General features: G+C 69.1%; 24 protein-coding genes. 11 read left to right on the top strand and 13 right to left on the bottom strand.

The features are described from left to right. Positions 1-8 precede the first annotated feature (8 nt). Positions 9-1,211, bottom strand: coding sequence for a hypothetical protein (locus ACFWY5_RS45940; RefSeq protein WP_379638648.1), 1,203 nt, complete (start codon positions 1,209-1,211; stop codon positions 9-11). 75 nt (positions 1,212-1,286) lie between these two features. Between ACFWY5_RS45940 and ACFWY5_RS45935 the strand changes: the two genes are divergently transcribed. The 4 genes from ACFWY5_RS45935 (at position 1,287) to gntA (ending at position 6,078) form a co-directional block, all read left to right on the top strand. Beyond that, positions 1,287-1,547, top strand: a complete 261-nt coding sequence (locus ACFWY5_RS45935; protein WP_379623316.1) for a phosphopantetheine-binding protein — start codon at positions 1,287-1,289, stop codon at positions 1,545-1,547. 178 nt (positions 1,548-1,725) lie between these two features. After that, the gene (locus ACFWY5_RS45930; protein ID WP_379623318.1) at positions 1,726-3,495 is read left to right on the top strand and encodes an ABC transporter ATP-binding protein; all 1,770 of its coding nucleotides are present in this window, start codon (positions 1,726-1,728) and stop codon (positions 3,493-3,495) included. Beyond that, positions 3,495-5,303 carry an ATP-binding cassette domain-containing protein gene (locus ACFWY5_RS45925; protein ID WP_379638647.1) on the top strand — a complete coding sequence of 603 codons (1,809 nt, stop codon included), beginning with the start codon at positions 3,495-3,497 and terminating at the stop codon, positions 5,301-5,303. The genes ACFWY5_RS45930 and ACFWY5_RS45925 overlap by 1 nt, the downstream gene beginning before the upstream one ends. Before the next feature lie 22 nt (positions 5,304-5,325). Continuing rightward, positions 5,326-6,078, top strand: coding sequence for a guanitoxin biosynthesis heme-dependent pre-guanitoxin N-hydroxylase GntA (gntA, locus tag ACFWY5_RS45920; RefSeq protein ID WP_379638659.1), 753 nt, complete (start codon positions 5,326-5,328; stop codon positions 6,076-6,078). Here gntA and ACFWY5_RS45915 read toward each other — a convergent pair. Genes ACFWY5_RS45915 through ACFWY5_RS45890 form a run of 6 tightly spaced genes read right to left on the bottom strand, consistent with a single transcriptional unit; the run spans position 5,975 to position 12,894 of the window. Continuing rightward, the gene (locus tag ACFWY5_RS45915; RefSeq protein WP_379638646.1) at positions 5,975-6,859 is read right to left on the bottom strand and encodes an inositol monophosphatase family protein; all 885 of its coding nucleotides are present in this window, start codon (positions 6,857-6,859) and stop codon (positions 5,975-5,977) included. The genes gntA and ACFWY5_RS45915 overlap by 104 nt on opposite strands. Next, complete coding sequence (locus tag ACFWY5_RS45910) at positions 6,859-8,358, bottom strand: hypothetical protein (RefSeq protein WP_379638645.1); 1,500 nt, start codon at positions 8,356-8,358, stop codon at positions 6,859-6,861. The genes ACFWY5_RS45915 and ACFWY5_RS45910 overlap by 1 nt, the downstream gene beginning before the upstream one ends. Further along, the gene (locus ACFWY5_RS45905; RefSeq protein ID WP_379638644.1) at positions 8,339-9,637 is read right to left on the bottom strand and encodes a condensation domain-containing protein; all 1,299 of its coding nucleotides are present in this window, start codon (positions 9,635-9,637) and stop codon (positions 8,339-8,341) included. The genes ACFWY5_RS45910 and ACFWY5_RS45905 overlap by 20 nt, the downstream gene beginning before the upstream one ends. Before the next feature lie 20 nt (positions 9,638-9,657). Further along, positions 9,658-10,557, bottom strand: coding sequence for a phosphotransferase (locus ACFWY5_RS45900; protein WP_379638643.1), 900 nt, complete (start codon positions 10,555-10,557; stop codon positions 9,658-9,660). Positions 10,558-10,565: 8 nt separating this feature from the next. Next, positions 10,566-11,843 (bottom strand): DegT/DnrJ/EryC1/StrS family aminotransferase, encoded by a 1,278-nt coding sequence (locus ACFWY5_RS45895; RefSeq protein ID WP_379638642.1) that lies wholly within the window; start codon positions 11,841-11,843, stop codon positions 10,566-10,568. Positions 11,844-11,874: 31 nt separating this feature from the next. After that, positions 11,875-12,894 carry a zinc-binding dehydrogenase gene (locus tag ACFWY5_RS45890; protein WP_379638641.1) on the bottom strand — a complete coding sequence of 340 codons (1,020 nt, stop codon included), beginning with the start codon at positions 12,892-12,894 and terminating at the stop codon, positions 11,875-11,877. 140 nt (positions 12,895-13,034) lie between these two features. Here ACFWY5_RS45890 and ACFWY5_RS45885 point away from each other — a divergent pair, with 140 nt between their 5' ends. Next, on the top strand, positions 13,035-14,222 hold the full coding sequence (locus tag ACFWY5_RS45885; protein ID WP_379638640.1) for an aminoglycoside phosphotransferase family protein: 1,188 nt from the start codon (positions 13,035-13,037) through the stop codon (positions 14,220-14,222). Positions 14,223-14,244: 22 nt separating this feature from the next. Here the strand turns inward: ACFWY5_RS45885 and ACFWY5_RS45880 are convergent, their stop codons facing one another. Continuing rightward, the gene (locus ACFWY5_RS45880; RefSeq protein WP_379638639.1) at positions 14,245-15,075 is read right to left on the bottom strand and encodes an SDR family NAD(P)-dependent oxidoreductase; all 831 of its coding nucleotides are present in this window, start codon (positions 15,073-15,075) and stop codon (positions 14,245-14,247) included. Positions 15,076-15,141: 66 nt separating this feature from the next. Here ACFWY5_RS45880 and ACFWY5_RS45875 point away from each other — a divergent pair, with 66 nt between their 5' ends. Then, positions 15,142-15,909: a TIM barrel protein gene (locus ACFWY5_RS45875; RefSeq protein WP_379623338.1), complete on the top strand. Its 768-nt coding sequence runs from the start codon at positions 15,142-15,144 to the stop codon at positions 15,907-15,909. On the opposite strand, the gene ACFWY5_RS45870 is transcribed toward ACFWY5_RS45875, so the two are convergent. The 4 genes from ACFWY5_RS45870 to ACFWY5_RS45855 are packed head-to-tail and all read right to left on the bottom strand — an operon-like array spanning position 15,900 to position 19,950. Further along, positions 15,900-16,940, bottom strand: a complete 1,041-nt coding sequence (locus ACFWY5_RS45870) for a hypothetical protein (protein ID WP_379623340.1) — start codon at positions 16,938-16,940, stop codon at positions 15,900-15,902. The genes ACFWY5_RS45875 and ACFWY5_RS45870 overlap by 10 nt on opposite strands. Before the next feature lie 27 nt (positions 16,941-16,967). After that, complete coding sequence (locus tag ACFWY5_RS45865) at positions 16,968-18,104, bottom strand: iron-containing alcohol dehydrogenase (protein WP_379638638.1); 1,137 nt, start codon at positions 18,102-18,104, stop codon at positions 16,968-16,970. A gap of 43 nt (positions 18,105-18,147) precedes the next feature. Further along, on the bottom strand, positions 18,148-18,894 hold the full coding sequence (locus ACFWY5_RS45860) for a thioesterase II family protein (protein ID WP_379623344.1): 747 nt from the start codon (positions 18,892-18,894) through the stop codon (positions 18,148-18,150). 42 nt (positions 18,895-18,936) lie between these two features. After that, the gene (locus tag ACFWY5_RS45855; RefSeq protein ID WP_379623346.1) at positions 18,937-19,950 is read right to left on the bottom strand and encodes a winged helix-turn-helix transcriptional regulator; all 1,014 of its coding nucleotides are present in this window, start codon (positions 19,948-19,950) and stop codon (positions 18,937-18,939) included. Between the two features lie 354 nt (positions 19,951-20,304). Here ACFWY5_RS45855 and ACFWY5_RS45850 point away from each other — a divergent pair, with 354 nt between their 5' ends. The 4 genes from ACFWY5_RS45850 (at position 20,305) to ACFWY5_RS45835 (ending at position 24,619) form a co-directional block, all read left to right on the top strand. Then, the gene (locus tag ACFWY5_RS45850; RefSeq protein ID WP_379638637.1) at positions 20,305-21,504 is read left to right on the top strand and encodes an ATP-grasp domain-containing protein; all 1,200 of its coding nucleotides are present in this window, start codon (positions 20,305-20,307) and stop codon (positions 21,502-21,504) included. Positions 21,505-21,565: 61 nt separating this feature from the next. Beyond that, positions 21,566-22,783: a fatty acid desaturase gene (locus ACFWY5_RS45845; protein WP_379638636.1), complete on the top strand. Its 1,218-nt coding sequence runs from the start codon at positions 21,566-21,568 to the stop codon at positions 22,781-22,783. Between the two features lie 19 nt (positions 22,784-22,802). Then, a complete protein-coding gene (locus ACFWY5_RS45840; protein WP_379623352.1) occupies positions 22,803-23,264 on the top strand; it encodes a cobalamin-dependent protein in 462 nt (153 codons plus the stop codon). After that, positions 23,261-24,619, top strand: a complete 1,359-nt coding sequence (locus tag ACFWY5_RS45835; RefSeq protein ID WP_379638635.1) for a methylaspartate mutase — start codon at positions 23,261-23,263, stop codon at positions 24,617-24,619. Before ACFWY5_RS45840 ends, ACFWY5_RS45835 begins: the two co-directional genes overlap by 4 nt. A gap of 300 nt (positions 24,620-24,919) precedes the next feature. On the opposite strand, the gene ACFWY5_RS45830 is transcribed toward ACFWY5_RS45835, so the two are convergent. Then, positions 24,920-25,903, bottom strand: coding sequence for a LuxR C-terminal-related transcriptional regulator (locus tag ACFWY5_RS45830; RefSeq protein ID WP_379623356.1), 984 nt, complete (start codon positions 25,901-25,903; stop codon positions 24,920-24,922). Between the two features lie 371 nt (positions 25,904-26,274). Between ACFWY5_RS45830 and ACFWY5_RS45825 the strand changes: the two genes are divergently transcribed. After that, on the top strand, positions 26,275-26,571 hold the full coding sequence (locus tag ACFWY5_RS45825; RefSeq protein ID WP_379638634.1) for a hypothetical protein: 297 nt from the start codon (positions 26,275-26,277) through the stop codon (positions 26,569-26,571). The last annotated feature ends 1 nt before the right edge of the window (position 26,572 follow it).

The raw sequence follows: 26,572 nt of genomic DNA, 5'->3' as shown, positions 1-26,572 counted from the left end.
CGTCTCCTTCACCGGTCGAGCACGGGCTTGACCATGGATCCCCTCGGGGTCAATTCCATGTCGTTGGTGTGCCGGCGGACCCACGACGGCGCGGTGCTTTCGCCATTTACGCCCTTCTCGATGAACACCAGGTTGTGGTAAACGTGGATCGCCGTGACCGACCGGTCGAGATAGGAGCCCAGGCGCGACTCCTCATCGAGCTGGTCCTGATGGTGCAGTCCATCGATGAGCTTCTTCAGGAAGCCGATCCATGTCGCCGTGTGGGTGAACGACGTGTGGCCGCCGTTCCACCCGGGCCAGTAAGACGTCTGTACGTCTTCGACGACATAGAGCCCACCGTCCTTGAGCAATGGGAACAGTGTGTGGAACGCGGTGATGGTGTGCGAGCTGATATGGCTGCCATCATCGATGATCAGGTCGATGCCGTCGATCTGATCGGCGACTTCGCGCAGCGAAAGAGGGTCCGACTGGTCGGCCCGATGAATTCGCACGCGCGGCTGGGCGAGCGGTGACTTGTCGAAGATGTCCAGGCCGTGAATAATCCCGCGACGGAAATAGGATTTCCACATGCGCAAGGACTCTCCGCCCTCGCCGGGCGCCTCGAAACCGCCTATGCCTATCTCCAGGACATTTACCCTCCGGTCGCGGTACTTCGCGAAGTGGCGGTCGTAGTGGGCGGCGAACCAGTTCTCCCCCCACTTGTCGGCGCCCGCCTTCAGCGCTTCGTGGCGGACCGACGGCGCGACCGGTGACAAGGCGTTCAGCACCTCTCCGGCCACCCGTCCGGCCGCCTTGTAGCGCAGCAGCCACGGGTCGTCGGGGGCGTTCGTCCTGGGCCCGGGCTCGCCGTCCACGCTCACGACGCGGGTGGCGTCGCATGCGGCGCCAGGCCGGCCGTAGAGCGCGAGCACCAGGTCTCGCAACTCCCAGCGGATGGTCACACTCTGCTGCGGCGCCTTCCCCTCGGTGACCTGGATTCCGGCCGCGCCCACGCGCAGTGCGAATTCCACCGAGCGGTCGCCCGCCGAAAGCAGGAATTGCACGTCGACCGCCGGCTCGGTGACCATCGCGGGATTCAGCCGGAAAGTCAGCTCCTCCAGCGCCGTCCGCGCCACGTGGCAGGGATTCTCCCGGCGTAACCGGTCGGCGATTCCGTGTTCGCCGGCGTCCGCGATATCCAGGAGTAGTTCGGTCATTTCGACGTCGTTCATGTGTCCGGCTGCCTTTCTTGACCGACGGGCTTCTGGTCCTGATTATTGGGCTACACCGTTCGAGGGAGCAAGGACATGACCGTCATCATGAACAGCGTTACACTCCGGGAAATCTGGCAGGATATCCTGGGAGTCGAAGTCGGCGAGACCACGGATTTCTTCGACGCCAGCGGCGACTCGTTGTCGGCCATGCGCATCTACGCGCGGGTCACGGATGCTTTCGGCGTCGTACTTCCGCTGAGCACTATTTTCGACAGTCCCCGTTTCGACGAGTTCGCCCTGGCCGTGGAGGCGCACGCCCAGTCGCAGCGCGGCGACGGTGAACAGAGGCGTTGACTCCCCGTCGTCACGCGGGGAGGGTTCGATGACAAAGGCGCTGTGCATGTGACACCATTCCGCACTTGCACAACGTCCTGGTCGGCGACAACGAGGTGGAGCGTTGGACTTTCTCGCGGGAGTAAGGACCCAGGCCAAAGTCCTGGGGGCGGCTGGCGCGGTTTCTGTGGTGGCACTTATGGCTGTCCTGGTGGTGGAGGCCCTTACCCCCGCTGTGACCGCGCTCGTGCTGGCCCATCTGGTCGACACGCTGATCGCGACCGGCGGCTCAGGGGGCATCGCCGCGGCGGTGTTCCCCGGGCTGCTCGCCTTTTCGGGCGTCCTGCTGCTGGGGGCCGTCGGAGAAGCGATGGACGGCCCGCTCAGGGCCGGGATCACCGCACGGATCGACGGCGAGCACAGAAGGGACGTCGCTCACCTCGTCTCCGGCAGCCGGTACCTCGCGCCGCTTGAGAACCCCACCGTGCAGCGGCTGGTCAGGGAGGTCACCCTGGACCCCGCACGGGGATACGACACGACCCCGGCCGAGGGCGCGATCGCACAGCTGCGCTGGCTGGCCAGCCTCCTCGGCGTCGCCGCCTCCTGCGCTGTGCTGGCCTGGTACGCGTGGTGGCTGGTGCCCCTGGTACTCCTGCCGGCCCTCCTGAACTGGCACATCTGCAACCGCCAGGCCACCGAGATGGCCGCCCTGTGGCGGGGCGCGATCAAGGGGGAGCTGCACGCGGACGTCTGGCGGCAGGCGGCCGTCTCCGCGGGTGAGGGCAAGGACATCCGCATCTTCGGATTCGCGGCGTGGATGATCGACCGCATGCAGCACCACATCGTGAGCGCCAACGAGGCGTTCTGGGACTACGTGGCACGCATCATGCGCGGTCAGTGGCGGCAGTTCGGGCTGGTCGCGGTGGGCCTTGTCCCGGCGTACGCGGCCGTCACGGTGAGCGCGGCGCAGGGCTCCACGCCGATAGGCGTCCTGGCGGCCGTGCTGACCGCCGGCTGGTCGGTCTTCCAGGTACTGGGCCGGAGCATGGAGCAGTACAAGATGGCCTCGGCGGCCCGTGTGCTGGAAGCCACGGACCGGTTACGTCACGAACTCGCGGTCACCGTCCCGCAGGGCGATCCCGGGCCCCGCGAAGACCTCAGCGAACGGCCTCCCCCGCTGGTGCGGTTTCAGGGCGTCTCCTTCACCTACCCGGGCACCAGCCGTTCCGTGCTGCGGGAGCTGGACCTCGAGATCCGCCCGGGGGAACTGCTGGCCATCGTCGGCCTCAACGGCGCCGGCAAATCCACGCTGATCAAGCTGCTGTCCGGGCTCTACGCGCCGACCGGCGGCCGCGTCACCGCTGACGGGCGGGACATCGAAGAGATCGACCCCCGCCTGTGGCGATCACGGCTTTCTGTGGTCTTCCAGGACTTCGTGCGCTACCACCTCAGCGTCAGCGACAACATCGCGCTGGGGCACGCCACTTCAGAACCCGACCAGGACGACCTGAACGCCGCGGCGCGGGACGCGGGCCTGACCGCGGTGCTGGAGAGATTGAGCGGCGGATGGGAGACGCCGCTCGCCCGCGTCCGCGAAGGCGGAGTCGATCTCTCCGGTGGCCAATGGCAACAGGTCGTCCTCGCGCGAGCGCTGTACGCCGTGCGCCGTGGGGCCCGGCTGCTCATCCTCGACGAGCCCACCGCCCACCTGGACGTGCGTACCGAGTTCGACGTCTTCGACCGCCTGGCCAAGCACCGGGGTGAGACGAGCGTCGTACTGATCTCCCACCGGTTGTCCACGGTGCGCATGGCCGACCGCATCGTCATGCTCGACGGCGGGCGCATCACCGAGTCCGGCACTCACGACGACCTGATGGCGCTGGGCGGCTCGTACGCGGAGATGTTCGCCATCCAGGCCGAGCGCTTCAACCGCGGCTACGACGAGCGCATCGAGGAAGGGGAGCTGTGATGAGGCGCTATCTCGCACTGTGGCTGGAGCTCTTCCTCGTCTCCTGGCGAGGGGCGCGTGGACTCACCGCCGGCTCACTGCTGGTGGTGGCGGGCACGACGGTGATGACCGCGGCGGCGGCGCTGACGTTGCGCGCCACCGTCGACGCGGCGGCGGCCGGATACCTGCAGGCCGCCGTCATCGGCAGCGTCGGAGCGGCGCTCGCGTACGGCCTCACCATGGTTCTGCAGGACGTGGCGGGTACGCTGACCAACACCACCGCGGACCAGGTCGGGCGGCTCCACCTGCACCCCCGCATCCACGAGGACATCGCCACCATCGAGGGCCTCGATCACCTTGAGCGCAGCGACTTCCTGGACCGGGTCACGGTTGTCCGGGGCGCGTCGGGCAAGCTGCTCGGCCTCTTCTGGAAAGCGATCATGGCGGCCGGGGGAATCCTGCGGATCGTCATCGTGATGCTGATTCTCGGTGTGCTGAGTCCCCTGCTGCTCCTGCTCATCGTCTTCGCCGCCGTCCCCGTCTGGTGCAATCAGCGCGGGCAGCACCTGCTGAAGCGGGCCGACATCGCCACCGCGGAGATCGACCGGCTGCAGCAGCACCTGTTCGATCTGGCGACCAACGCCGCCAGCAACAAGGAACTGCGTGTCTCCGGAGCGGCGGAGACGGTGGTCCGCCGGCAGAGCGCGGCCTGGGATCAGATGATGCGCGAACGCCAGCGCGCCCAGTGGGCGGCATCGGCCTGGAAGCTGGTGGGGTCCATCGCCTTCGCCGCCGCCTTCATCGCCGGGCTCGCGCTCATGGTCCAGCGCGCCGGTCAGGGGCAGGGCACCGCCGGAGACCTGGTGCTCGTGATCGTCACCGCGGCGAGCCTGCGGCAGGCCATGCAGGCGGCGGTGTCCAATACGGCGGACACGACCGGCGCCGCGCGGGTCGTCGAGCCTTACCTGTGGCTGCGGGAGTACGTGGCCGCCCACAAGCACGCCGACTCCGGTACGCTCCCGACGCCCGACCGGCTGACCGAGGGAATTCTGCTGGACAAGGTCAGCTACGCCTACTCAGGGACGGGCCACCCCGCGCTGGACGAGGTCAGCGTGCGCATCCCCGCCGGCAGCGTCGTCGCCATCGTGGGTGAGTACGGCTCTGGCAAGACGACCCTGGTCAAGCTGCTGGGCAAGTTCTACCCGGTCAGCTCGGGGCGGATCCTGGTCGACGGCACGGAGCTGTCCTCACTCGAGACCGCGGGCTGGCGCGCCCGGCTGAGCGCGGCGTTCCAGGACTTCGGCCGCTTCCGCACGACGTTCGCCGAGACGATCGGCCTGGGAGACCTGGCGCACCTGAACGATCCTCAGCGGATCGAGGAGGCGATCGGCTACGCCGACGCGGGGGAACTCGTCCGCCGGCTGCCCGATGGCCTCGGTACTCAGCTGGGACGCGAACTGGGCGGAGTCGACCTGTCCGAGGGACAGTGGCAGCGCACCGCCTTGGCCCGCGCGTCCATGCGCCGGAATCCGCTGCTGTTCGTGCTCGACGAGCCGACGGCCTCTCTCGACGCGCCGAGCGAGCAGTCCATCTTCGAGCGTTACATGGAGCGTGCCCGCGACCTGGCCGCGCGGACGGGAGCGATCACGATCATCGTGTCCCATCGATTCTCGACCGTCACCGGCGCAGACATGATCTTGGTGCTGGACAAGGGCCGGCTGATCGAGCACGGCACCCACGCCGAACTCATGCGGCTCGACGGCCGCTACGCGGATCTGTACGGGATCCAGGCCACGGCGTATTCCGCCAACGGCCACAAGCCCAGTTGATCGAGGGGAGTCGAAGGTGGACATGCGGCCAGAGCAGGAGCCAGGGGCCTATCACGGCTACGTGGACGGGCAACTGGTGAAGATCTGCCCCCATGACACGGCCACGGACACCGACCCGTTCACGAAGCTCGCCCACGCCCAGTTCCGGGCGATGATGCTGAGCGAGGCGTACACCTGCGTCGGCGGCGCGTCCGCGGTCCGGCAGGCCCGGTACAGGTTCGGGGTCTTCCCGGAGCTGGCGTCGCCGGAGGGTGTGGGGGAGTGCGCGGCGTCCCTGCGCGCCTTCCTCGAGGAGTTTCCGGAGAAGGAGAATCCCGTCGCGGTGTTCGTCGCCGTGTTCAGGGGGCCGGTCATCGACGGCGAGGATGCCTTCGAACGGTTGCTCTGGCAGCATCTGCAGGGTCTGCACGACGGCGACACGCAGCCTCCCTGGTGGGACCCGGACGATCGAGACGCATGGGACGACGAGCTCGGATTCGTCTTCTCCGGGCGTAACTTCTTCGTGGTCGGGCTGCATCCGGCCGCTTCCCGCCACTCACGGGTCTTCGCCTGGCCCACGCTGGTGTTCAACACGCTGTCGCACATGCGGCCCCTGGAACAGGCCGGTCAGTTTCAGCGGATGCAGAGCAAGATCCGCGTCCGCGACGAGCGGCTCCAGGGGTCGCCGAGCCCTACTCTGACGCTGCGGCAGGTGGCGCAGTTCTCGGGCCGCTCCGTGGGCCCGGATTGGGAGTTCCCGTTGAGGCCCCGCGAAGAACAACCGGACCCTGAGTGACGGCGCCCACCTTCCTCAGCGCGGCGGTGTGAAGGAGGCCGTTGGACGTGACCACGGCCTCCCCGTCGCTCCAGAGCCCGCCGGTGAGCGAGGTCAGCCGCCCGCCGGCCTCGCTGACGATGAGGTCGAGCGGCACGACGTCCCATACGGCGCCGCCCGCCCCGGAGGAGGCGATGTCGTAGGTGCCTTCGGCGACGAGCATGTGCGGCAGGAAGTTCCCGAACCCGCGGGACCGCGCGCAGGCGGTGATCAAACGGACCATGCCCTGCGTGTCGGGCCCGTAGTCGCGCAGGCCGCCGTAGGCGATCCGCGCCCCTTCCAGGCGGTCCACGGACGATACGGTGAGCCGCCGGCCGCTCTCGAATGCTCCCGCGCCGCTCACCGCCCACCACCTTCTGCCCAGCAGCGGTGCGCTGACGAGGCTGAACCGCGGCCGGGCACGGCGCACGTAGCAGATCATGTGGGCGTAGGCCGGGAGTCCCTCCACGAAGTTGGACGTGCCGTCGATGGGGTCGATGACCCAAAGGGACGCCTCCTCCGCCGTGCCCCCCAGTTCCTCGCCCACGACCGCGTCCCCCGGGAAGGCTCGCCGAATCGAGGCTTCGATGGCCCGCTCGATGCGTACCTCCAGATCGAGCATGGGGGAGTGGTCGGACTTGATGGAGACCTCGTAGGCTCCTTCGCGGAACGCGCGGGCCGAGAGGGCGTCGGCCGAGTCGAGGCACCGCCACGCCAGCGCGAACCGAGCCCGCTCGGCCGTCCGGAGGCCGGCAGGCTCCATCACGCCTCCGTTCCCGCCAGGATCGCGGCCAGGCGGCGCGCGAGCGCGAGCGTGGTCAGCGAGGGGTTGGCCGCCCCCATCCGGGGAAACGTCCCGGGACCCGCCGCGTACAGGCCGTCGATCTCGGCGAACTCGTGCCGGTCGGTCAGCATGCCGCCCAGAGGAGTGCCCCCGCCTTCATGATCCTCGGTCCCGATGTATCCCGACCATGTCAGCGGATCCGCGGCCGGACGGGCGTCCAGGGATTGCGGCAGTACGGCTGCCGCGCCCGCGCTCGCCGGATCGGCGAAGGGACGGAACGCCAGGGCGGTCGGTGCGGCCCCGGCGTGACCCGCGATCTGCTCCCATACGGACTGAAGGATCTCCCGCTGCCCATCGAGCATCGTCGCGTCCTCGGCGGACAGGCAGCTGTACACGGCGACCGGCAGGCCGGCCGGTTGCTCGATCCAGGTGCCCGGCGAGGGCAACTGCTCGCCCGTGAGCTGGGCGTCAACCACGGCTCCGCCTGCCGACGGGGCCGTGACATGGACGAAGAGATTGGATCGTGCCGACGGAGCGCAGGGCGCGTAGTACGAGCCGGGTGGCAGCGTGTCCAGCAGCCTAGCCGCGCCCGCCCCTTCGAGCCGTACGAGGAAGCCCTGCACCAGATGGTCGTAGAGGGACGGAAGCCGGCGCACCGGACCTCCCCTCACCTCGCTCAGCGCGCGCAGGGCGAGCCCGGCGTTGCACACGGCGCCCGCGCTCAGCACGACGGCGCCGGCCTGAACCTCTCTCACCCCTCCGCCGCCCTCGCGTACGAGGACGCCCCTGGCCCGCCCGTCGCGGATCACGACGCGGACCACCTCCGCCCCGGCACGGACCCGCACCCCGCCGCGACCACCCCGTGGCTCGCCCGTCCGGGGATCGCGCCAGGTGTCCAGCGGGGAGTACGCGTGCCATCGACCTGGATGATCCGGATCATGACGGACGGCGAGCGGCGCCGTTTCGAGCCGGAGGTCCCTCAGCGGCGGCACCGGGTCGCCGCCGGGGAGCTCACCGCCGCACCAGGAGGCGAGCTGATCCAGTGTGCGATCGTAGAGTGACGGCCCCCCGTGCCAGGAGTCGCGTAGGTCGCTTGCGACGGTGACGGGCCACCAGGTGGGGGTCAACGCCCATGATTCCGCCGGTAGCACCACGCCGTACCAGTAGAGGGAGCGGCCTCCGACCCGGCGTCGCAGGCCAGACGTCCCCGTGAAGTGGGGCGCGTTCAGGGCAGCCCACGGGCGGACGTAGTACGGATCGGTCTCGGGAAGCAGCCACTGCCGCAAGGCCCGGTCGCCGTCGTGGACCTGGTTCACATGGCGCAGTTCGTCGCCGGGGCCCGCCTCCAGGACGAGCACGTCGTCCACCTGCCGCGCTTCGAGATGCCTGGCCACTTCGAGGCCGGCCAGGCCGCCCCCCACGATGACCACCCGGCTGTGACGTGGCAGAACGTCCTGGTCAATGAGTGAATGACGCATCCGCAACCCGCTTCAAAAGATGAAGAGTCTCGTTCACGCCGTCGATCCAGGCCTCGACCGCCTTGGCGGACACCCTGGCCGGCTGGTAGGTGAGGTGCAGCGCGAACCTGTCAGGGCCCAGCCGCCATTCGGAGTAGACAGGTCTCCAGTACGAGGAGGCCATGGGCAGGGGCACCCGGGCACTCGTGACACCCGGTAGCCGCAGCATGGTGGTGTCCAGCGTCTCCGACATCATGTTCACCTTCACGACCTCCGGCCGGCCCAGCTCGTGCAGGATCTGGTCGACGTAGGCGTCGCGGTGACGATCGGCCGCCAGCCAGTGCCGACGGACCGAGGACAGGACTTCGGGGAACGGCCGGCCCGCAGGATCGGCGAGCGGCACGAGCCGGGTGTTGAGGCAGAACCCGGCCAGATCGTGCACGGAGGGATCTTCGCGGTTGGCCGTGTCGGTGCCGGCCAGCATCCGGTCCTGGCCGGTGATCCGGGCCAGGGCGGAAGCGGTGGCACTGAGCAGAACCAGGAACGGCGAGACCCGGGCCTGCCGTGAGACCCCGCGGACCGAGGCCACCTGCTCCGCGCTCGCCTCGAAGGTCGCGGCCGCCGTGGCGAAGGGCGGCGCCCCGGGATCGCCTGGCCCCGGCCAGTCCACCTCCCGGGGAACTCCCGCGGCCGCCGCACGCCAGTAGGCGGTCACGGACTCCTTCGACTTCTCCCAGGACTCCCGCTGTTCCCGGGTGTAGTCCAGGTAGGTGATGGTCAGCTCGGGCAGGCTCGGCGCCCGCCGCTCATGGCGCGCCGCGTAGCACTCCGACAGGTCGCGCCACAGGACGGAGATCGACCAGCCGTCGTACAGCACGTGATGGATGGTCATGGCGAGCACGACCATGTCCTTCAGCACGTAGATCTCCGGCTGGTACAGCGGGTCGCCGGAGCAGAGCCGCCCGGCGTCGTAGCGGCGCGCCACCAGGTCCGTCGTGATGTCGTCCAGCGTCACACCGGTGTCCACCGGGCGGATGACGGGACGGCACGCCCCGCCGGCCGGATCTCCGGCCCGCTGCCAGTCGGCGCCGTCGCGCGTGACGAGGGTGGTGGACAGCACCGGATGACGTGCGGCGAGATCCTCCAGCGCCCCCGCGAGCGTGTCCACGTCCACGTCCCCGGTCAGCCGGAAGACGAAGGAGTTGTGGTAGCGGCGGGCGCACGCGGGGAACGCCCGGCTGTTGCGCAGCATCTCCTGCTGCTGGAACGAGAGCGGGAACAGGGCCTCCGCACGACGCATGGTCGCTCCCTCGGGTGCGGTCAGGACTCGGGCAGGTACGAACACAACCGCAGCCATCGCTGCCGGTCGTCGGAGGTGTCGCCGTGCTCCGCGGTGAAGGTGATGACGTATTCGGCGATCTCCGACAGGCTCCACTGCAACGCGTAGAAGTGATGCAGCAGCGGGTCGCCCTGCGGCGGCAGGCCGAACTCGCGCGCGCAGAAGTAGCCGTCGCGCTCGGCGGGAGCACGCAGGGCGCACTGCCAGTCCGCTATGACGAAGTCGTCACCCAGGCGGAGAACGTTGTCGCCGTTGAGGTCGCCGTGCGTGATGCTCAGGGGACGGCGCGCGGCGGTACACCGCTCACCGGTCTCGGAGATCCGTTCCCTCAGCCCCGCGATGTAGGCGCCGTTACGCCGGACCAGCTCGCGCAGACGCCGGCTGAAGGGCCCGGCGTCCCGTGACGGCTCCAGCGCCCGCGTCAGGCCGGCCGACAACCGATCTTCGAACGGCAGCCGGAAGTCCTCCACCGGCAGGTCCGTGGCGACGTCGCAGGTGTGGACCTTGCTCATCAGCTCCCAGATGCGGTTGAGCTCGCGTGGGGTGAGGGAGCCGGCCCCGCCGATCGGCTCCACCGGCAGGTACGGGTAGACGGCGACGGGAAAGCCCTGCACGGTACGCAGGACTCGCCCGTCTCGTCCGGCCAGCGGCGCGAGGACGAAGTCGAGTCCCGCGCCGCGCAGTGCGTACGCCGTCTCGTAGGACTGCGGAAGGTGGCCCAGGAAGTCGCGGCGCACGCTGATCCACAGGCTGCCGCAGCGATAGGCCCAGCTGTCAGTGCCCAACGGCTGGAAACGCAGCTCCGTTCCGGCCCCTTCGTAGGCCGGGCGGACCGTCCGCAGCAGGAGGTCCTCGTCCAGTCTGCTGTTGCGTGCCAGCATGGTGCGGGTCAGACCGGAACCTGCGAGACGAGGGTCCGCACCTTGCTGAAGGCCGCCGCGACGGCTTCCATGCTCCCCTCCCCGCCGAGCAGGAACGGGTGATGCATGGTCAGCACCTCCTCGTGTGCCCGGGTGGCCTCCGGCAGCTTGTAGCCCGCCGGGTCGATCCGCCGCTCGTGATCGGCGCTGATGCTGTAGCGGCGCTTGGTGTGCGGCTGATAGAGCGGATTGGCGTTCAGCGCGGGGTAGCAAGGCTGAACGGGGTATCCGAGCTCGGCCCTCAGCGCGCGGCAGATGGCGCGCAGGGGCTTGCCGCCGAACTCGCGAAGATCCAGGCGGATCGCATAGTGGTAGTAGGTCGGCATGGTGACCGAGGCCGCCGGCCGTACCGGGCGGACTCCGGGGATCTTCTCCAGCAGGCGGGTGAGAAGCTCCGCGTTGGCGGCGCGGTCCTGATGCTCCTGGTCGAGCACGGCGAGCTGGTCGAGCAGGAGCGCGGCGCCGAACTCGGACAGGCAGTAGTTGTTGCCCATCACGCTGGAGTTCTCCACCAGCTCCATGTCCCGCGGCAGGAGGGATCCCGTGGCCAGCCTGCGTCCGTCGGCGCGCAGCTGGAACAGGCGATCCGCCAGCCAGGCGTCATCCGTGATCGTCGCGCCGCCCTCTCCGGCCGTCAGCAGCTTCGTCTGCTGCATGCTGAACGTGCCGATGGCGCCCATCGTCCCCGCCCGGCGGCCGTTCCACCGCGCGCCGTGCGCCTGCGCGCAGTCTTCGATCACCGGAAGCCCGTGCCGCCGGCCGATGTCGAGGATGCGATCCATGTCGGCCATCGAGCAGTACAAGTGGACGACGGAGATGGCCCTGGTACGCGGAGTGATGGCCGCCTCGAGGGCGTCAGGGTCGATGCAGAGTGTCTCGGGGTCGACGTCGACGAGCACGGGGACCGCGTTCACGTTCAGCACCGACGACGCCGAGGCCACCCACGTCAGCCCCGGGATCAGCACGTCGTCGTCGGCGCCCACCTCCAGTGCTTCCAGGGCGATGGTGAGGGCGCTTGTGCCGTTCGCCGTCGGCACGCAGTGACCGATCTCGTTGTAGGCGGCGAAGCGTTCGGCGAACCGCTGCTCGTTGGTGCGATGGCCTTTCCATTCGCCCGACAGCGCCCAGCGTCCCGATTCCAGCGCGAGGGTCAGGAGCGTGCCCGCGTCGGCCTGCGGACGCGGCCACTGCGGCCAGGCGAGGTCGGTCACCGGCCGGCCGCCCATGAGTGCGAGAGTGCCTGTCATCATTCCTCCTTGTCACCGCGGCGATCGCCGGTCAGCCCATGTGGAAGACAGATCGCACGTTGCCGTCCGTCCTGTTGAGCGCCACGTCCAGCGCCGCCTTGTGGTCGGCGAGGGCGAACTCGTGCGTCAGCATGAAGTCGACGTCGACCGCCTTGCCGGTGAGCATGCGGATCGCGTCGTCGAACCGTCCTCCGGGGCCGAGGACACCGCGGACGGTCAGCGCCTTGATGGTGGCGACGTGCGGAGCCATGAGCCCCTTCTCCTCCACCCGGTAGCCCACCAGGCAGACCCGCCCACCGGGACGGACGATCTCCATCGCCTCCTGGACCGCCGCGGGATAGCCGGAGGCTTCGAGCACCACGTCCGGCCGGAGCCGCTCGTTCCCGTCGATCAGTGCGGTCAGCTCACCCGCCGCACCGCTGGACACGGCGTGCGAGCCGCGCGCCTGAGCCACGGCACGGCGTTCGCGGACGGGCTCCGACACCACCGTCACCTCCGCGCCGCGCTGCTGGGCGGCGGTCATGAGCATGAGACCGATACCGCCCGCGCCGGTGATGGCGACGCGCTCTCCCGCCTGAAGGCCGATGGCGTCGATGGCGTGCAGAGCCACGGCGAGCGGTTCGACCTGACTGCCGAGCCGCAGCGGGAGCGCGCCGGGAAGGGTGAACAGGTTACGCACCGGGCTGATCATGTAGTCGGCGCAGGCGCCGTCGCGGGTGAACCCGAGCTCCTGGAGGTCCTCGCACAGCACCGGGTCGTCGTTCACGCACGCCTTGCACGCCCCGCAACTGCAGGTGAGGTCGCCCGTGACGTTCTTGCCCACGAGGCCCGCGTCACCGGAGTCACCGACCGCGACGACGGTGCCGCTCCACTCGTGGCCGGGGACCACGGGGTACTGGAATCCGTGCCACACGCCGCGGAAAAGCGAAAGATCGCTTCCGCAGAGAGAATTGTAGGCCACCTTCACGAGCGCCTCGCCGGCCTTCGCGGTCGGCACTTCTCGATTTTCCAGATGCGCTTGTCCGGGGGCGGAGAAAACCAGGGCTTCCATGTGCTCGGTCCTTTCCGTCGGGCTAAGGAATGTCGAACCTAATAAGGCGGAATTGGAGAGTCAAGCGCGTGTGCAACATGTTTGGGAGTTCGAGAGAACACGCCTTGACGATGCTGGATCACGACATTTTCATACGACCCATGGAAAGCATTGAACTTGCGATTCTCGACGCCGGGGGAACAGGCCTTCTGGAGCTCGACGGAGCCCGGCCGTCGATCGCGGTCGAGAAGGGGATCGGCGCCGGCCCGCGCGAGATAACGGAGGCGATGCGCCGGCAACTGGGCATCACCGGCATGATCCTCAGGGTCGCCGGGCCGAACACCGTCGAGGTCGAGTACACCGGGACCGACGGCAGGCCGCCGTCCGGGTCGCTGACCTGGCGGCGGGCCGATCCCGAGCAGGCCGGCGCGCCGCGGATGTGGTGGCAGCGGCCGGGCGCCGTGAACGAGGCACTCGCCGCCGTCGACGCCGCGCTCGCCGCGCGGGGCATCGAGCGCATCGGCCCACCGGCGCAGATGCGGAACATCAGCGTCACGAGCCTGCTGCGTGTACCGACGGACCGGGGCCCGCTCTGGCTCAAGATGGCGCCGCCGCTGTTCGCCCATGAAGCAGGGGTCATCGACTGGATCGCGGGGACGGGCACGGTGGCGGTGCCCCGGGTGGTGGCCAGGGGGGCGCGGTGGTGGCTGGCGGAGGCCTTCCCGGAGGAGCGGACGCCGGCGTCCGGCGATCCGCTGCTCGCCATGGCCACGGTGCAGCAGGCCTCGGTGGACCGCACCGGCGAACTGATCGCCCGCGGGTGTCCCGACCGGCCGCTTCGCCGGCTGGCCGGCGACGTCGCGGACCTCGCGGCGCGGCGGGATCTCGTCACGGCCGAGGAGCGCCGCCGGCTCATGGGAGTGCTGCCCCGCTTCGCCGGAATCGTCGCCGACGTCGACGCGCTGGGCTTCCCTCAGGTCGTCGTCCACGCCGACCTGCACCCCGGCAACGTGCTGTGGACGGGCGAGACCTGGTTCCTGTTCGACTGGACGGACTCGTGCGTGACGCATCCGATGGTCGAGCTGGCGATGCCCCTCAGCTACGACACGAGCGCGTGCTCCGCGCGACGGGCCGCCCGGTACGCCGACCGCTGGCGCGGCTGGGTGCCGGACCAGGCCATCGCCACCGCATTGCAGGCGGCGCCCGCGGTCGGTGCCGGTCACCTGGCGGTCAGCTACGGCCACATCCTGCGGGCCGTCGGCCACCATGACGGGAGCACGCAGACCAGCCGTGACCTGCTGCCCTGGTTCAGGCGCTGGATCGACGCGCTCTGCGTGGCCGTCGGATGAGGCGAGGCGCGGAGGTGGCCGATCAGTCGGCCACCTTCGCGACCAGGTTCTCGCTGACGTCCCACAACCAGGCGGCGAGGTCCCGGTCCTGCGCGGCGGAGGAGGTGCGGGCCGGCCCACGCTCCGCGTAGTAGGCGGCGCGCGGGGCCCCGCCCTCGGCACCGGTGGCCAGCCACACCAGCACGTCCGCTCCCTTCTCCGGGCGGGCCAGGAGGAAACGCTCGAAGGGCTTGACCAGCCGCACGAAGGGCGATTCCCGGTTGAGGTCTGTGCGGATCGACCCGGGGTGCGCGCTCGATGCGGGCAGTCCGGTACGCCGCGTCAGCTCCGTGGTGAAAAGGATGTTGGCCAGCTTGGAGTTCGCGTAGGCCAGGCGCCCGCTCCAGCGCCGGGTCAGCTGGATGTCGTCGCGGTCGATGGCGGCGGCCGTATGGGTGGACGACGAAGTGGTGATGACCCGGCCCGCGTTCTCGCCCAGCAGCCCGGCGAGGAGATTCGTGAGCAGGAAGGGCGCGAGATGGTTGACGGCGAACGTCAGCTCGTGGCCCTCGGCGGACTCCTGCCGTCTGCTCGGCTGAACGCCCGCGTTGTTGACCAGGACGTCCAGTTCCCGATGGTGTTCCAGCACGATGTCGGCGAGCTTTTCCACGTCGTCGAGACGGGACAGGTCGGCGTGCACGGGATCGGGCACCCGCAGGCCGGATGGCGCCACTCGCGTCATTCTCCGGTGTACCGATTCCAGCTTTTCAGGAGAGCGCCCAGTGGCCAGTACCCGATGGCCTTGGCGGGTTAATTCAACCGCCGCGGCGGCTCCGATTCCAGAGCTCGCCCCGGTTATGAGCACGTAACTCATTCTGTTGCCTCTCTGTTCGGCTCTTCTCATAATCTAAGCAACATCCACCCGTTGAGGGAGAAAGAAATGACGTATCGCCAAAGCTTCGCCTGGTGGTCCTTCACCGAAAAGGGAGAAGATCTCTCACTGCTCGAATCGGCGGCGGAAATCGGCTATCGAGGAGTGGACTTCCTGCCGGCCGAGCACTGGTCCAGGGCCCGCGACGCGGGCCTCGACCTCACGATCATCGACGGGCACGTCTCGCTGGAGGTCGGCTTCAACGATCGGGACAACCACGCCGCTCTCGCGGACGAGGTCCGGGCGAACCTGGCGCTGGCGGTGGAGGCCGGCGTCCCCTTCCTCGCGGTCAACGCCGGAAACCGCCACGTGCGCTCCGACGCCGAAGGAGCTGCCGTCTGCGCGGAAGGGCTGGCGCCACTCGCCGCCGAAGCGGCGGCGGCGAACGTGACGCTTCTGCTGGAACCGCTGAACAGCAAGGTCGATCATGTGGGCAACCAGTGCGACCACACCTCGTGGGCGGCGTCGATCGTCGACGAGGTCGCTTCGCCGGGGCTCGCGCTGCTGTACGACGTCTACCACATGCAGGTGATGGAGGGAGATCTCCTGCGCACCATCGACCGGTACCTCGATCGGATCCTCCACATCCACACGGCCGGCGTGCCGGGCCGCCACGATCTCGACGACCAGCAGGAGATCAACTGGCCGGCCGTCGCGCGCTTGCTCCACGAGCGCGGTTTCGCCGGGTACGTCGCCCACGAGTTCATCCCTCGGGCCGACCCGGTGGCCGCGCTCCGGCACGCCTACGGGGTATTCGACCGGGACGGTCACGTGTAGCTCGCCAGCGAACCGGTCCTTCGGACATCGAGCGTGACGCAGTGGAAGCCGCCGCCCAGCGTCCGCGCATGTGTCAGCCGGAGTGGCAGGACATCGATCCCGTGCCGCTCGAGGAACCGGATCAGACCGGGCTGGCGGTCGTCCACGACGGCCAGCCCGGGGCGGACGACGAGGAGATTCATGCCGATCCACGTCGAGGCCCGCGGATGCGCGCCGGCATGGCCGGTGTCCACGAGGTCCGGGCACCGGAGCTGCTCCCAGCCCTTCAGGAACGCCGGCATGTTGGCGTCGTTGACCCGCGCCGGATTCACGAGCAGACGGCCCGGTGACAGGGCGACGAGTGTGGAGTCGACATGCGTCGAGGCGTACAGGCCGCGGCAGGGATGCACCGTATAGGTCTCGCCGAGGGCGGACTGGAGCCAGCGCGCGCCCAGTTCGTTGCCGCTGTCGGACACCAGGTAGAGGAGGTCCGTGCCGAACCGCAGGACGTTCGCCGCGTCGAAGGCCGGCTCCACCTCGCGTAGCCGTCCGCCGGGAGCCGCACTCAGGTCGTACATGTCGTCGAGCAGGCGCGGACGCGGCGCGGCGATCCACCGCGCCCCCGCGGTGAAGTACTCCATGAACAGGTTCTTGTAGGCGAGCGACTCGAAGATCCGCGCGCGCAGGACCATCGGCGTTTCGATGAGGGTCGTGCCCACGGCCAGCAGGCCGTCGCGCGGGCAGTAGTCGTAGAAACCCTCCGTGGACCAGTCGGGCGTGCTGATCCGGGCCGACAGGTCACGTGGTTCCGGCCTGCGCACGGTGACGCCCAGCCCGGACAGGGCCTCGGCCAGCGCGTCCAGCTCCGCTTCCGTCTGCTCGACGATCTCTCGCGCGTACGGGCCGTGCGGTATGTCGTCCGGGGACTCCAGCGTCGAGAACTCCACCGCGTGCAGGCTGACGTCGGGAGCGGGCACGCGTGCCCCCCGCATCGTCCCGACGATGATCTCCTCAAGCGGGTCCCACTCGTTGTGCACGTTGACCAGGCTCATGATGGACCTCCTCGTGTGGTGGACGGGTCAGGCGGATAGACGAGTGGTCTCGGACGACCACAGGGCCTCGATGGCCCGGTCGACGACGGATCGGGGCACGGCGACCAGCGGCCGGCCTCCGGACCGGACGGGCCGGCCGATGGATTCCAGCAGCACCATGGCGACCTCGTCGTCCCCGAGCGGCAGGTATCCCCGCTTGTTGTCGGTGATCAGCAGCTCTTTCACCGCCTCCGGTCGTACGGCGCGCAACCGGTCCCTGCCGAAGGCCAGAACATCGATGAGCCGATGATGCGTCCGCACGGCGTCGTCGGACAGGCCCTGTGTCTCGCGGGCGATGTCGGCCGCGGCCAGCATGCCCCAGGCGACCGCCTCGCCGTGCGAGATGGCTCCGCCGGAGGCGAACTCGACGGCGTGGCCGACGGTGTGTCCGTACTCGAAGAGGATCGCCTCGTTCCGTTCCCGGGAGTCGATCGCCAGAAGAGGCGTTTTGGCCTCGACCCCGATGCGCAGCAGCGTGCTCAGGGCGCGATCGGGCGACTCCCGTCGCTGGACCACGGCCGCCAGGAAATCGCCGGCGTCGTGAGGCACGGCGGCGAGTACGTTCTTGGCCATCTCGGCCAGCCCCGTGAGCATCTGATCGTCCGGGACCGTCTCGAGCCAGGCCAGGTCACACGCGATGAGGGACGGGATGAGGTAGGCGCCGAAGAGGTTCTTGCCGCGCCGGAGGTTCACGGCCTGCTTCTCCGAGATGACCGCGTCGAACGCGGCGACCGGCGTCGTGGGCAGGTGCACCAGGGGCAGCCCGCGAAACAGCAGCGCGGCGACCAGGCCGGCCATGTTGCCGAGTACGCCGCCGCCCATCGCGACCACGACCGAGTTCCGGCCGACGCCCTGGTCGATGAGCTGGTCGACGATGCGCTCGACCGCGGCGAGAGACTTGTTCTGCTCGCTCGCCGCGACCATCACCGGCACGATTCTCAGCTCATGCCGGATGTTCTCGATCAGCTTCTCCGCGTGGCTCCATACGGCGGAGTCGATGATCATGGCGACGTGGCCGTACCCTCCGAGCTCTCGCGCCAGGAGCTCACTGATCTCCGCGTTGCAGTCGAATCCCGAATAGTAGGGGACGACATTCCGCCCGAATGTCACCTCGTCCACATGCATCTGTGTCTCCCATCGGTGTAGGTGCCTGCGCCGGCCACGGACATCAGCGCGGTGCGGCGAGGAGGTCGTCGAGCTCCATGTCCAGAAGCCGGGCGAGCTGGGTCGCCGAGCTCGCGCGGGCGACCAGCCTCACCCCGCCTCGCGTGGCCTTCGTCCAGGCCAGCAGGCTCGCTTCCGTCCGTGCGTCCAGGTGGTCACGGGTGAAGGCCATGATCGGGAATCGCGGTAGTTCCCGCGCCTGCCATCGGTATGTCTCCGCGACCGCGAGGTCCGCGCGCACCACGGGCCCGAAGAAGGCGAACATGGCGTCGTCGGCGGCGACCTCGGAGGACAGGATGCCCTCCTCGACCAGAGCCGCGCGGAACCGGTCCTCGGGCAGGCTCGACAGCGCCGACGGCGCGTCCCCCGCGCATGGGGCGTGCTGGCCGATCACGGCCACGGCCTCGGGCGGCCCGCTCTCCCGCCGTTCCAGCGATCGACCCAGTTCGTAGGCGATCAGTCCGCCGGAGCAGTCGCCGACCAGGACGAACGGCAGTCCGTGTCCGCGCGCGTGCCGGGCGAGCTTCTCGCCATAGGCGCCGATCACCTCGGTCATGGTGCGCAAGGGGGGTTCCGAGAACCGGCTCTCCCGCCCCGGCAGACGCAAGGAGAAGACGGCGAGCCGATCCGGAAGCTCCCCTGCCAGTTCGCGATGGGCCGCGGCGCCCGCGCCCGCCGCGGGAACGGTGTAGACGACGGCCCGGGTACGCCCGTTCGGCGGGCGGTGTTCCAGCATCCAGCGTTCAAGCACGGACGGTCTCCCTAGATTCGAGTGCGCCGGCCCTTGGCCGCGTCACGTCCTGCGGGACTCCATGTCCAGGGCGAACTGGTGCCAGTCCCGTGACCGGGCGTGGGCCAACTCGACGATGGCCTCGCACCACCGGGCCGGAATGTTCCTCACGAGCCAGGCGCGCTGCTCGTCCGTCACGTGTGAGCCGAACCAGCGCAGCAGCAGCCTGCCCGCGCTGGACATGCGCAGTGACGGGTCGCGAACGAGGGCGCGCATCGTCAAACCATGATCCTTCGGCCGTTTGACCAGATGCGTGCCCCGGGCGGTGGCGTCGGCCGCATCCGTCTGACATGGGCGGGCCGGGGCGGCCGGTCCCTGGCCGTGTTGCCTTCGCTGCCGAGGCGGGACCGGGTCTTCGTTGCGCACCAGGCGCTGGCGCACGTCGCGGACCGTGCCGGGGGAGATGCCGGTCTGCCGGGCGATCTCGCGCAGCGATGCCGTCGGCTTCTCCCTGATGAGGATGCTCGCGAGGCGCCGGCCTTCGGCGCTGTTGAGTGGCCGGGCCTTGCCGTCCCGGCCGATGCGCGTGTGCAACTGCGCATCATCCTCAGTTGCCGATCTCCTCCGGATGGCGGCCACCGTCTTGGAGGACAGGCCGCTCACCGACGCGACCGCGCGGTCCGACCACTCCGGGTGCGATCGGATGATGCGTGAGGCGGCGGCGGAGCGGTCGGAAAGCGTGAGCGGCAGGCCGTGGCGCACGTTGGCCTGGACGGCCAGGACGAACGCGTCCTGCTCGCTGCCGTCGAAGAAGATGACGTCGATGAATCCGCGCTTCTGCATGAGCGCCGCCCGCACACGGTGGATTCCGTCGATTACTTTCATGGTGGGCCGGTGCACGATGATGGGAGGCAGGCCGCCTTCCATTTGGGCGAGCATGCTGATGTGCGCTAAATTCTCGCCGGTCAGCCTGGGTGTTTCCGTGGTAATGAGGTCCGCTATTGGGACCGTCTCCAGAATGGATTCCCTGGACATTTCCATGACCTGCGTCGTTGTCATGGTAGCCAATTCGCTCACGGCGCGTCCTTTCTGCCGACGTCACAGGCGTGCTCTCGCACCTCCGGCCGGAGATCGCAGTCGTGTACCTTCCGTTTCACCTGCCCTCAGCTTTGCCGGGACGTGGGCAGGTGGCCAGGTGGCGGCCGGACAGCAAGTTGCAGGGCGGTGTCCTCTTCATGCCAAGGCCCGGGCCGCCGAATGGCGTTGATTGTTCGATGTTGACTCCCGGCCGGAGCATCACATAAACAGCTCTATGCGGCAGGAGGAGGCGTTACCGCCCTCCACTCTTTCGGTTTCACGATTCGGGAGACGGAATTGAAACGTGTCGTGGTGGTATATGACGTGGGAGCGGCTTCTCCGCTGGAGATAAGCATGTCGCTCGCCGGGATCGCGGAGCCGCTCTTCGTGTGTCCGGAACCCGGCAGGAACCAGCGGGCCATGGAGGTCATTTCGCGGGTCGGGCTCTTCTGCGACGTGGTCGGCCGGCCGTACGACGAGGTGGCCGGGCTGCTGGCGGCGTACGCTCCCGACGGCATCGTGACCTACAGCGAGTTCCAGCTGGAGTGGACGGCGCACGTGGCCGCCGGGCTCGGGCTGCCCTTCCACGATCCGCGTGTGGTGCGCGACCTGACCAGAAAGCACGACCAGCGAATGATCCTGAACGCCGCCGGCGTGAGTTCCACCAGGACATTCCTCGTCAACGACATGGGTTCGGCCCGGGCGGCGGCGGCAGGTGTCACCTTCCCGTGCGTCCTCAAGCCCAATGTGGGGGCCGGAGCACGGGACACCTACCTGATCGAGGACGCCGGCGAACTGCTCGACGTCGCCGCCGGGCTGCTCGCCCGCCCGGCCCGCGGGGACGCGGAAGCGTACGTCGTGGAAGAGCGCATGACCGGCTGTTCCGTCGGGTGGCCGTGGGGTGACTACGTCTCCGTCGAGTCGATCGTCTCGTCGGGCGCTGTCACACACCTCGGCATCACCGGCAAGTTCGCCCTCGCGCCGCCGTACCGGGAAAGAGGGGGGTACCTGCCGGCGCGGCTGGACGGATGGGATCCCGCGGCCATCGAGGACGTCGCCGGCCGTGCCATCGCCGCCCTGGGGGTCAGGACGGGCATATGCCACACCGAGCTGAAGATGTCGCCGGACGGGCCCGCCGTCATCGAGATGAACGGGCGCCTCGGCGGGAACATCTATGACCTCTTCCTCCGCGGCCGTGGCCTCAACCTCGTGGCGGTGGGCGCCCGGATCGCCCTCGGCGAGGATGTGGACGTGCCGGCTCCTCCGTCCGGCGGCGTGGTCTTCCACTACTACGGCACCTCGCCGATGCGGGTGAGTCAGGTCACCCGGGTCGACGGAGTCGCCGAGGCGCGTGCACTCCCCGGCGTCACCCGGCTGACCATGCAGGCCGAGCCGGGCGCCGTCGCGGACTGGCGGCACGGCGTGCGGGGCAAGATGTACGCCTGCTGCGGCCAGGTGGACACCCACGAGGAGCTGGCCCGGCTCATCGACCAGGTCGAGCGGACCGTGGACATCGGCTACGCGCCGGAGCCGGTCTCCGCCGTGCCTGGATGAGCCGGCGCCACTCCGAACGGTCCCCGCGTGCGTACGAACCGGCGGCAGAGGAGCAGAACGTATGCCGGACAACGGCTTGAGCCTCCGCGAGACACATCGGGAGGATCCGAGGGAGGCGTTACGCCAACTGCCCGGAGCGCTGCAACTCCCTCTCACCTTCCTCACCGGGAAAGCCCTCAAGGGGCAGAGCGGGCCGCGCATGACCCCCACGTTCCACCTGCTCGCCGCGATGACGTCCCTCGGGACGGGCGTCGCTCTCGCGGCGCTCAGCCTGGCGGCGGCGAGATGGTGGTCCCTTCCCGGGCTCCTGGCCGGATGGGCGGTCACCCTGCACGGCCTGCGCAACCTGCGGATGATGATGTTCCACCAGTGCGCCCACCGCAACATGTGGGGGTGCAGACGTCCCGACCGGCTGCTCGGGCGCGTGCTGGGCGGCCTGCTGCTGGTACAGGGATTCGACGCCTACAGCCGCGAGCACGTCGTGGACCACCACGCCGGGCATCACATGACGCTGCGCGACCCCACGGTGCAGGCGTTCCTGCTCACGCTGGAACTCCGGCCCGGCATGTCACGGGGGCACATGTGGCGCGTCCTGCTGCGCAAGCTGTTCTCCGTCGCCTACCACGCGAGGTTCCTCGGCGCCCGGCTGCACGCCTACTGGTCCACGACCGGCTCCGCGGCCAGGGTGCTGACCGTGCTCTGCTACGGGGCGCTGGCCATCTTTCTGACATGGGCGGGCCTCTGGGGCGCCTTCCTCGTGTGCTGGGTGGTGCCGCTCACCGTGCTGTTCCAGATCAGCAACACGCTACGGCTCTGCGTCAAGCACACGTTCCCGCCCCCGGACGCCGATCCCGGTGTGCGCAAGGGCAGGGAACACTTCGCCTCGCTCACCAACGCCATCTTCCTGTGCCACCCACCGCCGAAGCCGGGCCTGCGGGGAGCGCGCCGATGGGCGGCGTGGACGATGTGGTGGGCCGAACTCGCCGTGGTCCAGTTCCCCAGCCGGTATCTCGTGCTGACCGGTGACACGGTCTGCCACGACTTTCACCATCGCCACCCCCGGTCGAAGGAGTGGGCGGACTACGTCTTCGCCCGGCAGCGAGACGTCGACGACGGGCATCCGGGATGGCCGCCCTACCAGGAGGCGTGGGGACTCGTCCCCGCGATCAACCGGGTGTTCGACTCCCTGTCGGGCGCCGACCCCTTCGTCTACGACGTGAGTCGGATCCGGCACACCTCGGCCGGGCGGCGCGCGGTCTTCCTCGCCTTCGACGACTGACCAAGTTCAGGAGAGCATCATGCCCGTACTGCCCACCTCCGCCACCACCTCGCGAAACCGGGGAACCGTGGTCCTGGGCGTCGCCGCGAGCGACGCGCACGCCGTGGCCAACCAGCTCATCGCCGCGTCACTCCGCCTCGCGGGGTTCGTCGTGGTGAATCTGGGCGTGTGCACGCCGCTCCAGGAGTTCGCGGCGGCCGTGGACGACCACCCGGAAACGCTGGCCGTGGCCATCGGCAGCATGAACGGGCACGCGTACGACGACCTGTCGGATCTGCCCCTGCTGCGCGCGGCCGGTCGCCTGCCGTGTCCGGTGCTGCTGGGAGGAAATCTCGCAGTGGGCGGCGACGGAGAAACCGATCACGCGAGGCTGCGGGCGTTGGGCGTGGACCACATCGTCGCGGATCCGGCCGACCTGCCCGGTCTCCTGACGCGGCTCGCCGAGCGCGCCCGGCCGGACCGCCTGGCAGTGGCGCCGTGACGTTCGCCGGCATCGACGCCGAGGCGGGTGACGACGTCCCCGGCCTCGGCGCGTGCGTCGGCTACATCCGGGACCTGGCCAAGCCCTCCGCCGTGGATCTGCTGCGGGACGCGGCCCGCACCGGGCGGCCCGTCCTGCAGCCACGTTGTGGCGTGGGCGGGCACGAGGCGATGAAACGCCTGCTCATCGAGCTCGAAGAGCAGGCGGCCCCCGACCTGTTGACACTCACCATCGACTCGCATACCAGGTTGCGCCGCTTCGGGGAGGCACAGCGGATCCTCGCGAGTGACCCGGCGCGGCTCAACGGCTACCCGCTCGTCAGCCACGGGTGGCGGCGGGGACGGGAACTCAACGCGGCCGTCCGCGCTCCGCTGCAGGTACGCCATGGCTCACCCGACGCGCGAGAGCTCTTCGTCACGGCGATCGCCTCAGGCATCACCTCCTTCGAGGGCGGAGGGATCTCCTACAACCTGCCTTATGTGAAGGACGTCCCCCTCGGGGAGTCGCTGCGCGCCTGGCGGGAGATCGACCGGGCCTGCGGGGTGCTGGCCGGGCATGGTGTCGTGGTCGAGCGGGAACTGTTCGGGACGCTGACCGCGGTGCTCATGCCGCCGAGCATCAGCCTCGCCGTCTCCATCCTGGAAGCGGTCGCCGCGGCCGGCGAAGGCGTCACGGCTCTCACGATCGCCTACCCGCAGGGCGGCAACGCCGTACAGGATGTCGCCGCCCTTCGTGCCGTCAAAGTGCTGGCCGGCAGGTACGTCGGTGACCGGGCCGCCGTGTTCCCCGCGTTGCACCAGTTCATGGGCGCCTTCCCCCGTGATCTCGCCAAGGCGGACGCCCTGATCCTGTTCGGCGGGATGGTGGCGACGTGGGGGAGGGCGGCCAAGGTCGTGGTGAAGACGCATCGGGAGGCGTTCGGGATCCCCGATCTCGCGGCGAACGTCCGAGGTCTGCGCACCACCCGGGTGGCCGTCTCGGGCTATCTCGGGGCCGGCTTCGGGGTGGACGAGGACGCCGTCGCCGAAGAGACACGGTGGATCTGCCAGGAGGTCGTGGAACTCGTGGAGCCGGTGCTCCAGGGCGATGACCTGCTGAGCGGTATCGAGAAGGCGTTCGTCGCCGGACGGCTCGATGTGCCGTTCAGCGCCAGCGTTCACGCGCACAACGCGGTCCTGCCGCGCCGGGACGCCACGGGGGCGATCCGGTACGCCGATCCCGGCGGGCTCCCGTTCTCCGCCACCACCCGCCGGCGCAACGACGACCTGCTCGCCGCCTCGCCGGGGCACGGCGTCATGAACCCCGCCGGCCTGATCGAGGCGATCCGGGCCGACGTCGAGCATTTCGCGACCTGAGGCGCCACGGCGACCGCCCAATACCCGCCGAGCCAGAAAGCCGGGCACGGAGAATGCCGGAGTTCTCCATGACAGGATGCGGAACTCCTGATGCAGCTTGCTGCAGCCGCCGCTTATTTTCTTTCTGTCGCCCGCGTCGCAGAGTGGTGAATGCATCAGGCACTGCGGGAAAATGGGGAGCAGCGAAATGGTGAAGCGAACTCTGGTAGCGGTGGTATCGCTCGGCAGCGCGTTCGCCGCCGCCGCGCAGGTCGTGAACTGCGGGGGAAATACCTGGCCAGGTACCGTCTAGACGGCCGGTCAGATCCATTCCTCTTCTTTGGCGCGCAGCGCGGCTTGGAAACGGTTCGCCGCACCGAGCCGCGCCATGAGGTCGGCGACATGACGCCGGTAGGTGCGCACCGATATATCCAGGGTGCGGGCGGCGATCTCGTCTTTGTCCGCCGTCGCGATGGCCGCGAGCACCCGTCTTTCCATTTCGGAGAGATCTGGTTTTCCGGTCGGCGGATCAATGTATTCACGTAGTTCCACGGCGTTCTTCCACAGGCCCTCGAAATAGATGTAGAGCTGTGAGACCAGCCCGGGTTCTCGCACCAGGAGCGCGCCGGCGGAGTCCTGGCGGGGGTCGATGGGAACGACGGCGACAGCGCGGTCGTACATCAGCAAGCGGTCCATGGGTTGCTCGGTGATCCGGATCTCCGCGCCCAGGTTCACCAGCTCACGCAGGTAGGAGACCATGCGCGGTTCGTCCAGTGCCCGCGGGTGGAAGATCTCCTTCATTCTGAGCCCCCGGCGCAGCGACCGCGTGTCGAGCGGCATCGCCGAGTCGATCATTATCTGGTTGAACGGGCCGCCCGGATGCAGGCACAGCGTCTCCTCGTGGCAGAGGAAGGCCAGATCGTCCAGTCGCTGGCGGACGCGCGAGCCGTCCTCCACCCGCTCGATGTCCAAGGCGCGGGTGTGATCGCCCGTGTGGGTGTCCTGCTGGAAACTGACGATGGCCTCACGCGCCGCGAACACCCTGCGCGTCTCCGCGTTGAGTTCCTCCAGGCGCCGCTCCACCAGGCGCTCGATGGCGACGCGCGGCTGGGTGGCGGTGATCCGGTAGCGATCGGTCAGGTCCAGCATGGACAGCCGGCCCAGCGTTTCGACGGCTTCCTCGACGGCTTCGAAATCCATGCTCAGCGCGTCGGGGACCGAGCTTATGCTCTCGCCTCTGTGCCGCAGGAAGTAGCGGTAGACCTGCTCGGCAGGGGCGGTGATGCCGATGACGGTGAGATCCATGGCTCACGGTCCCGCGCTCACGGGCAGCCCGCGCAACGCCTCGATCGCGGTCATGCCGGGACCTCCTTCAACGAGGCGATCTGGGAGAAGCACCTGCGGTAGTCGCCGAGGATGCGGTACGGCCACGCGTGGACCGGCCGCCTCGCGCTCCAGAGGCTGGCGGCCGGGGTGTCACGCGCCGTACGCTCTGCTCGGTTCCCGGGTCCCCGTTCGGCGGACGCTCAGGTGAGATGATCACGAGGGGCAGCCTAATGTGGATGTTCACCTTCACGTAGGACACCGTTCACGATTTCGACGTGAATCGGTCACATATGGACTGGTGAGTCGATAACTTCCCGGCAGCCCGCCGCTACCGCACAATCCTGGTTGACGTGATCGACCAGGCGGAGGTGGCGGAGATGACAGAGGTCAGGACGAGCGCCAAGCGGATCGAGGAGCAGGACTGGCGGTTCGCGGAGCTGGTCATGCGCACATGGTCCGAGCCGCGCCTGGCCGGCCGGTACCTCGCCGACCCGGTGGGTACCTTCGCCGACTTCGGCATCGTCATCACCAACGCCGCGGACGCCCCGCAACTCGGCGGGAGTCCCCTGAACGAGGCGGCCGTGACCATCCAGAACCTGGACCGGCCGGGCGCCAACGTCCCGGCCTGGCCGTCCGGCCGTGCGTGAT

Source organism: Nonomuraea sp. NPDC059007 (assembly GCF_042740555.1).
In the GTDB taxonomy this organism is placed as follows: Bacteria; Actinomycetota; Actinomycetes; order Streptosporangiales; family Streptosporangiaceae; genus Nonomuraea.
Note: the sequence above shows the minus strand (reverse complement) of the source record. Positions and strands in the feature narration are given on the sequence as shown.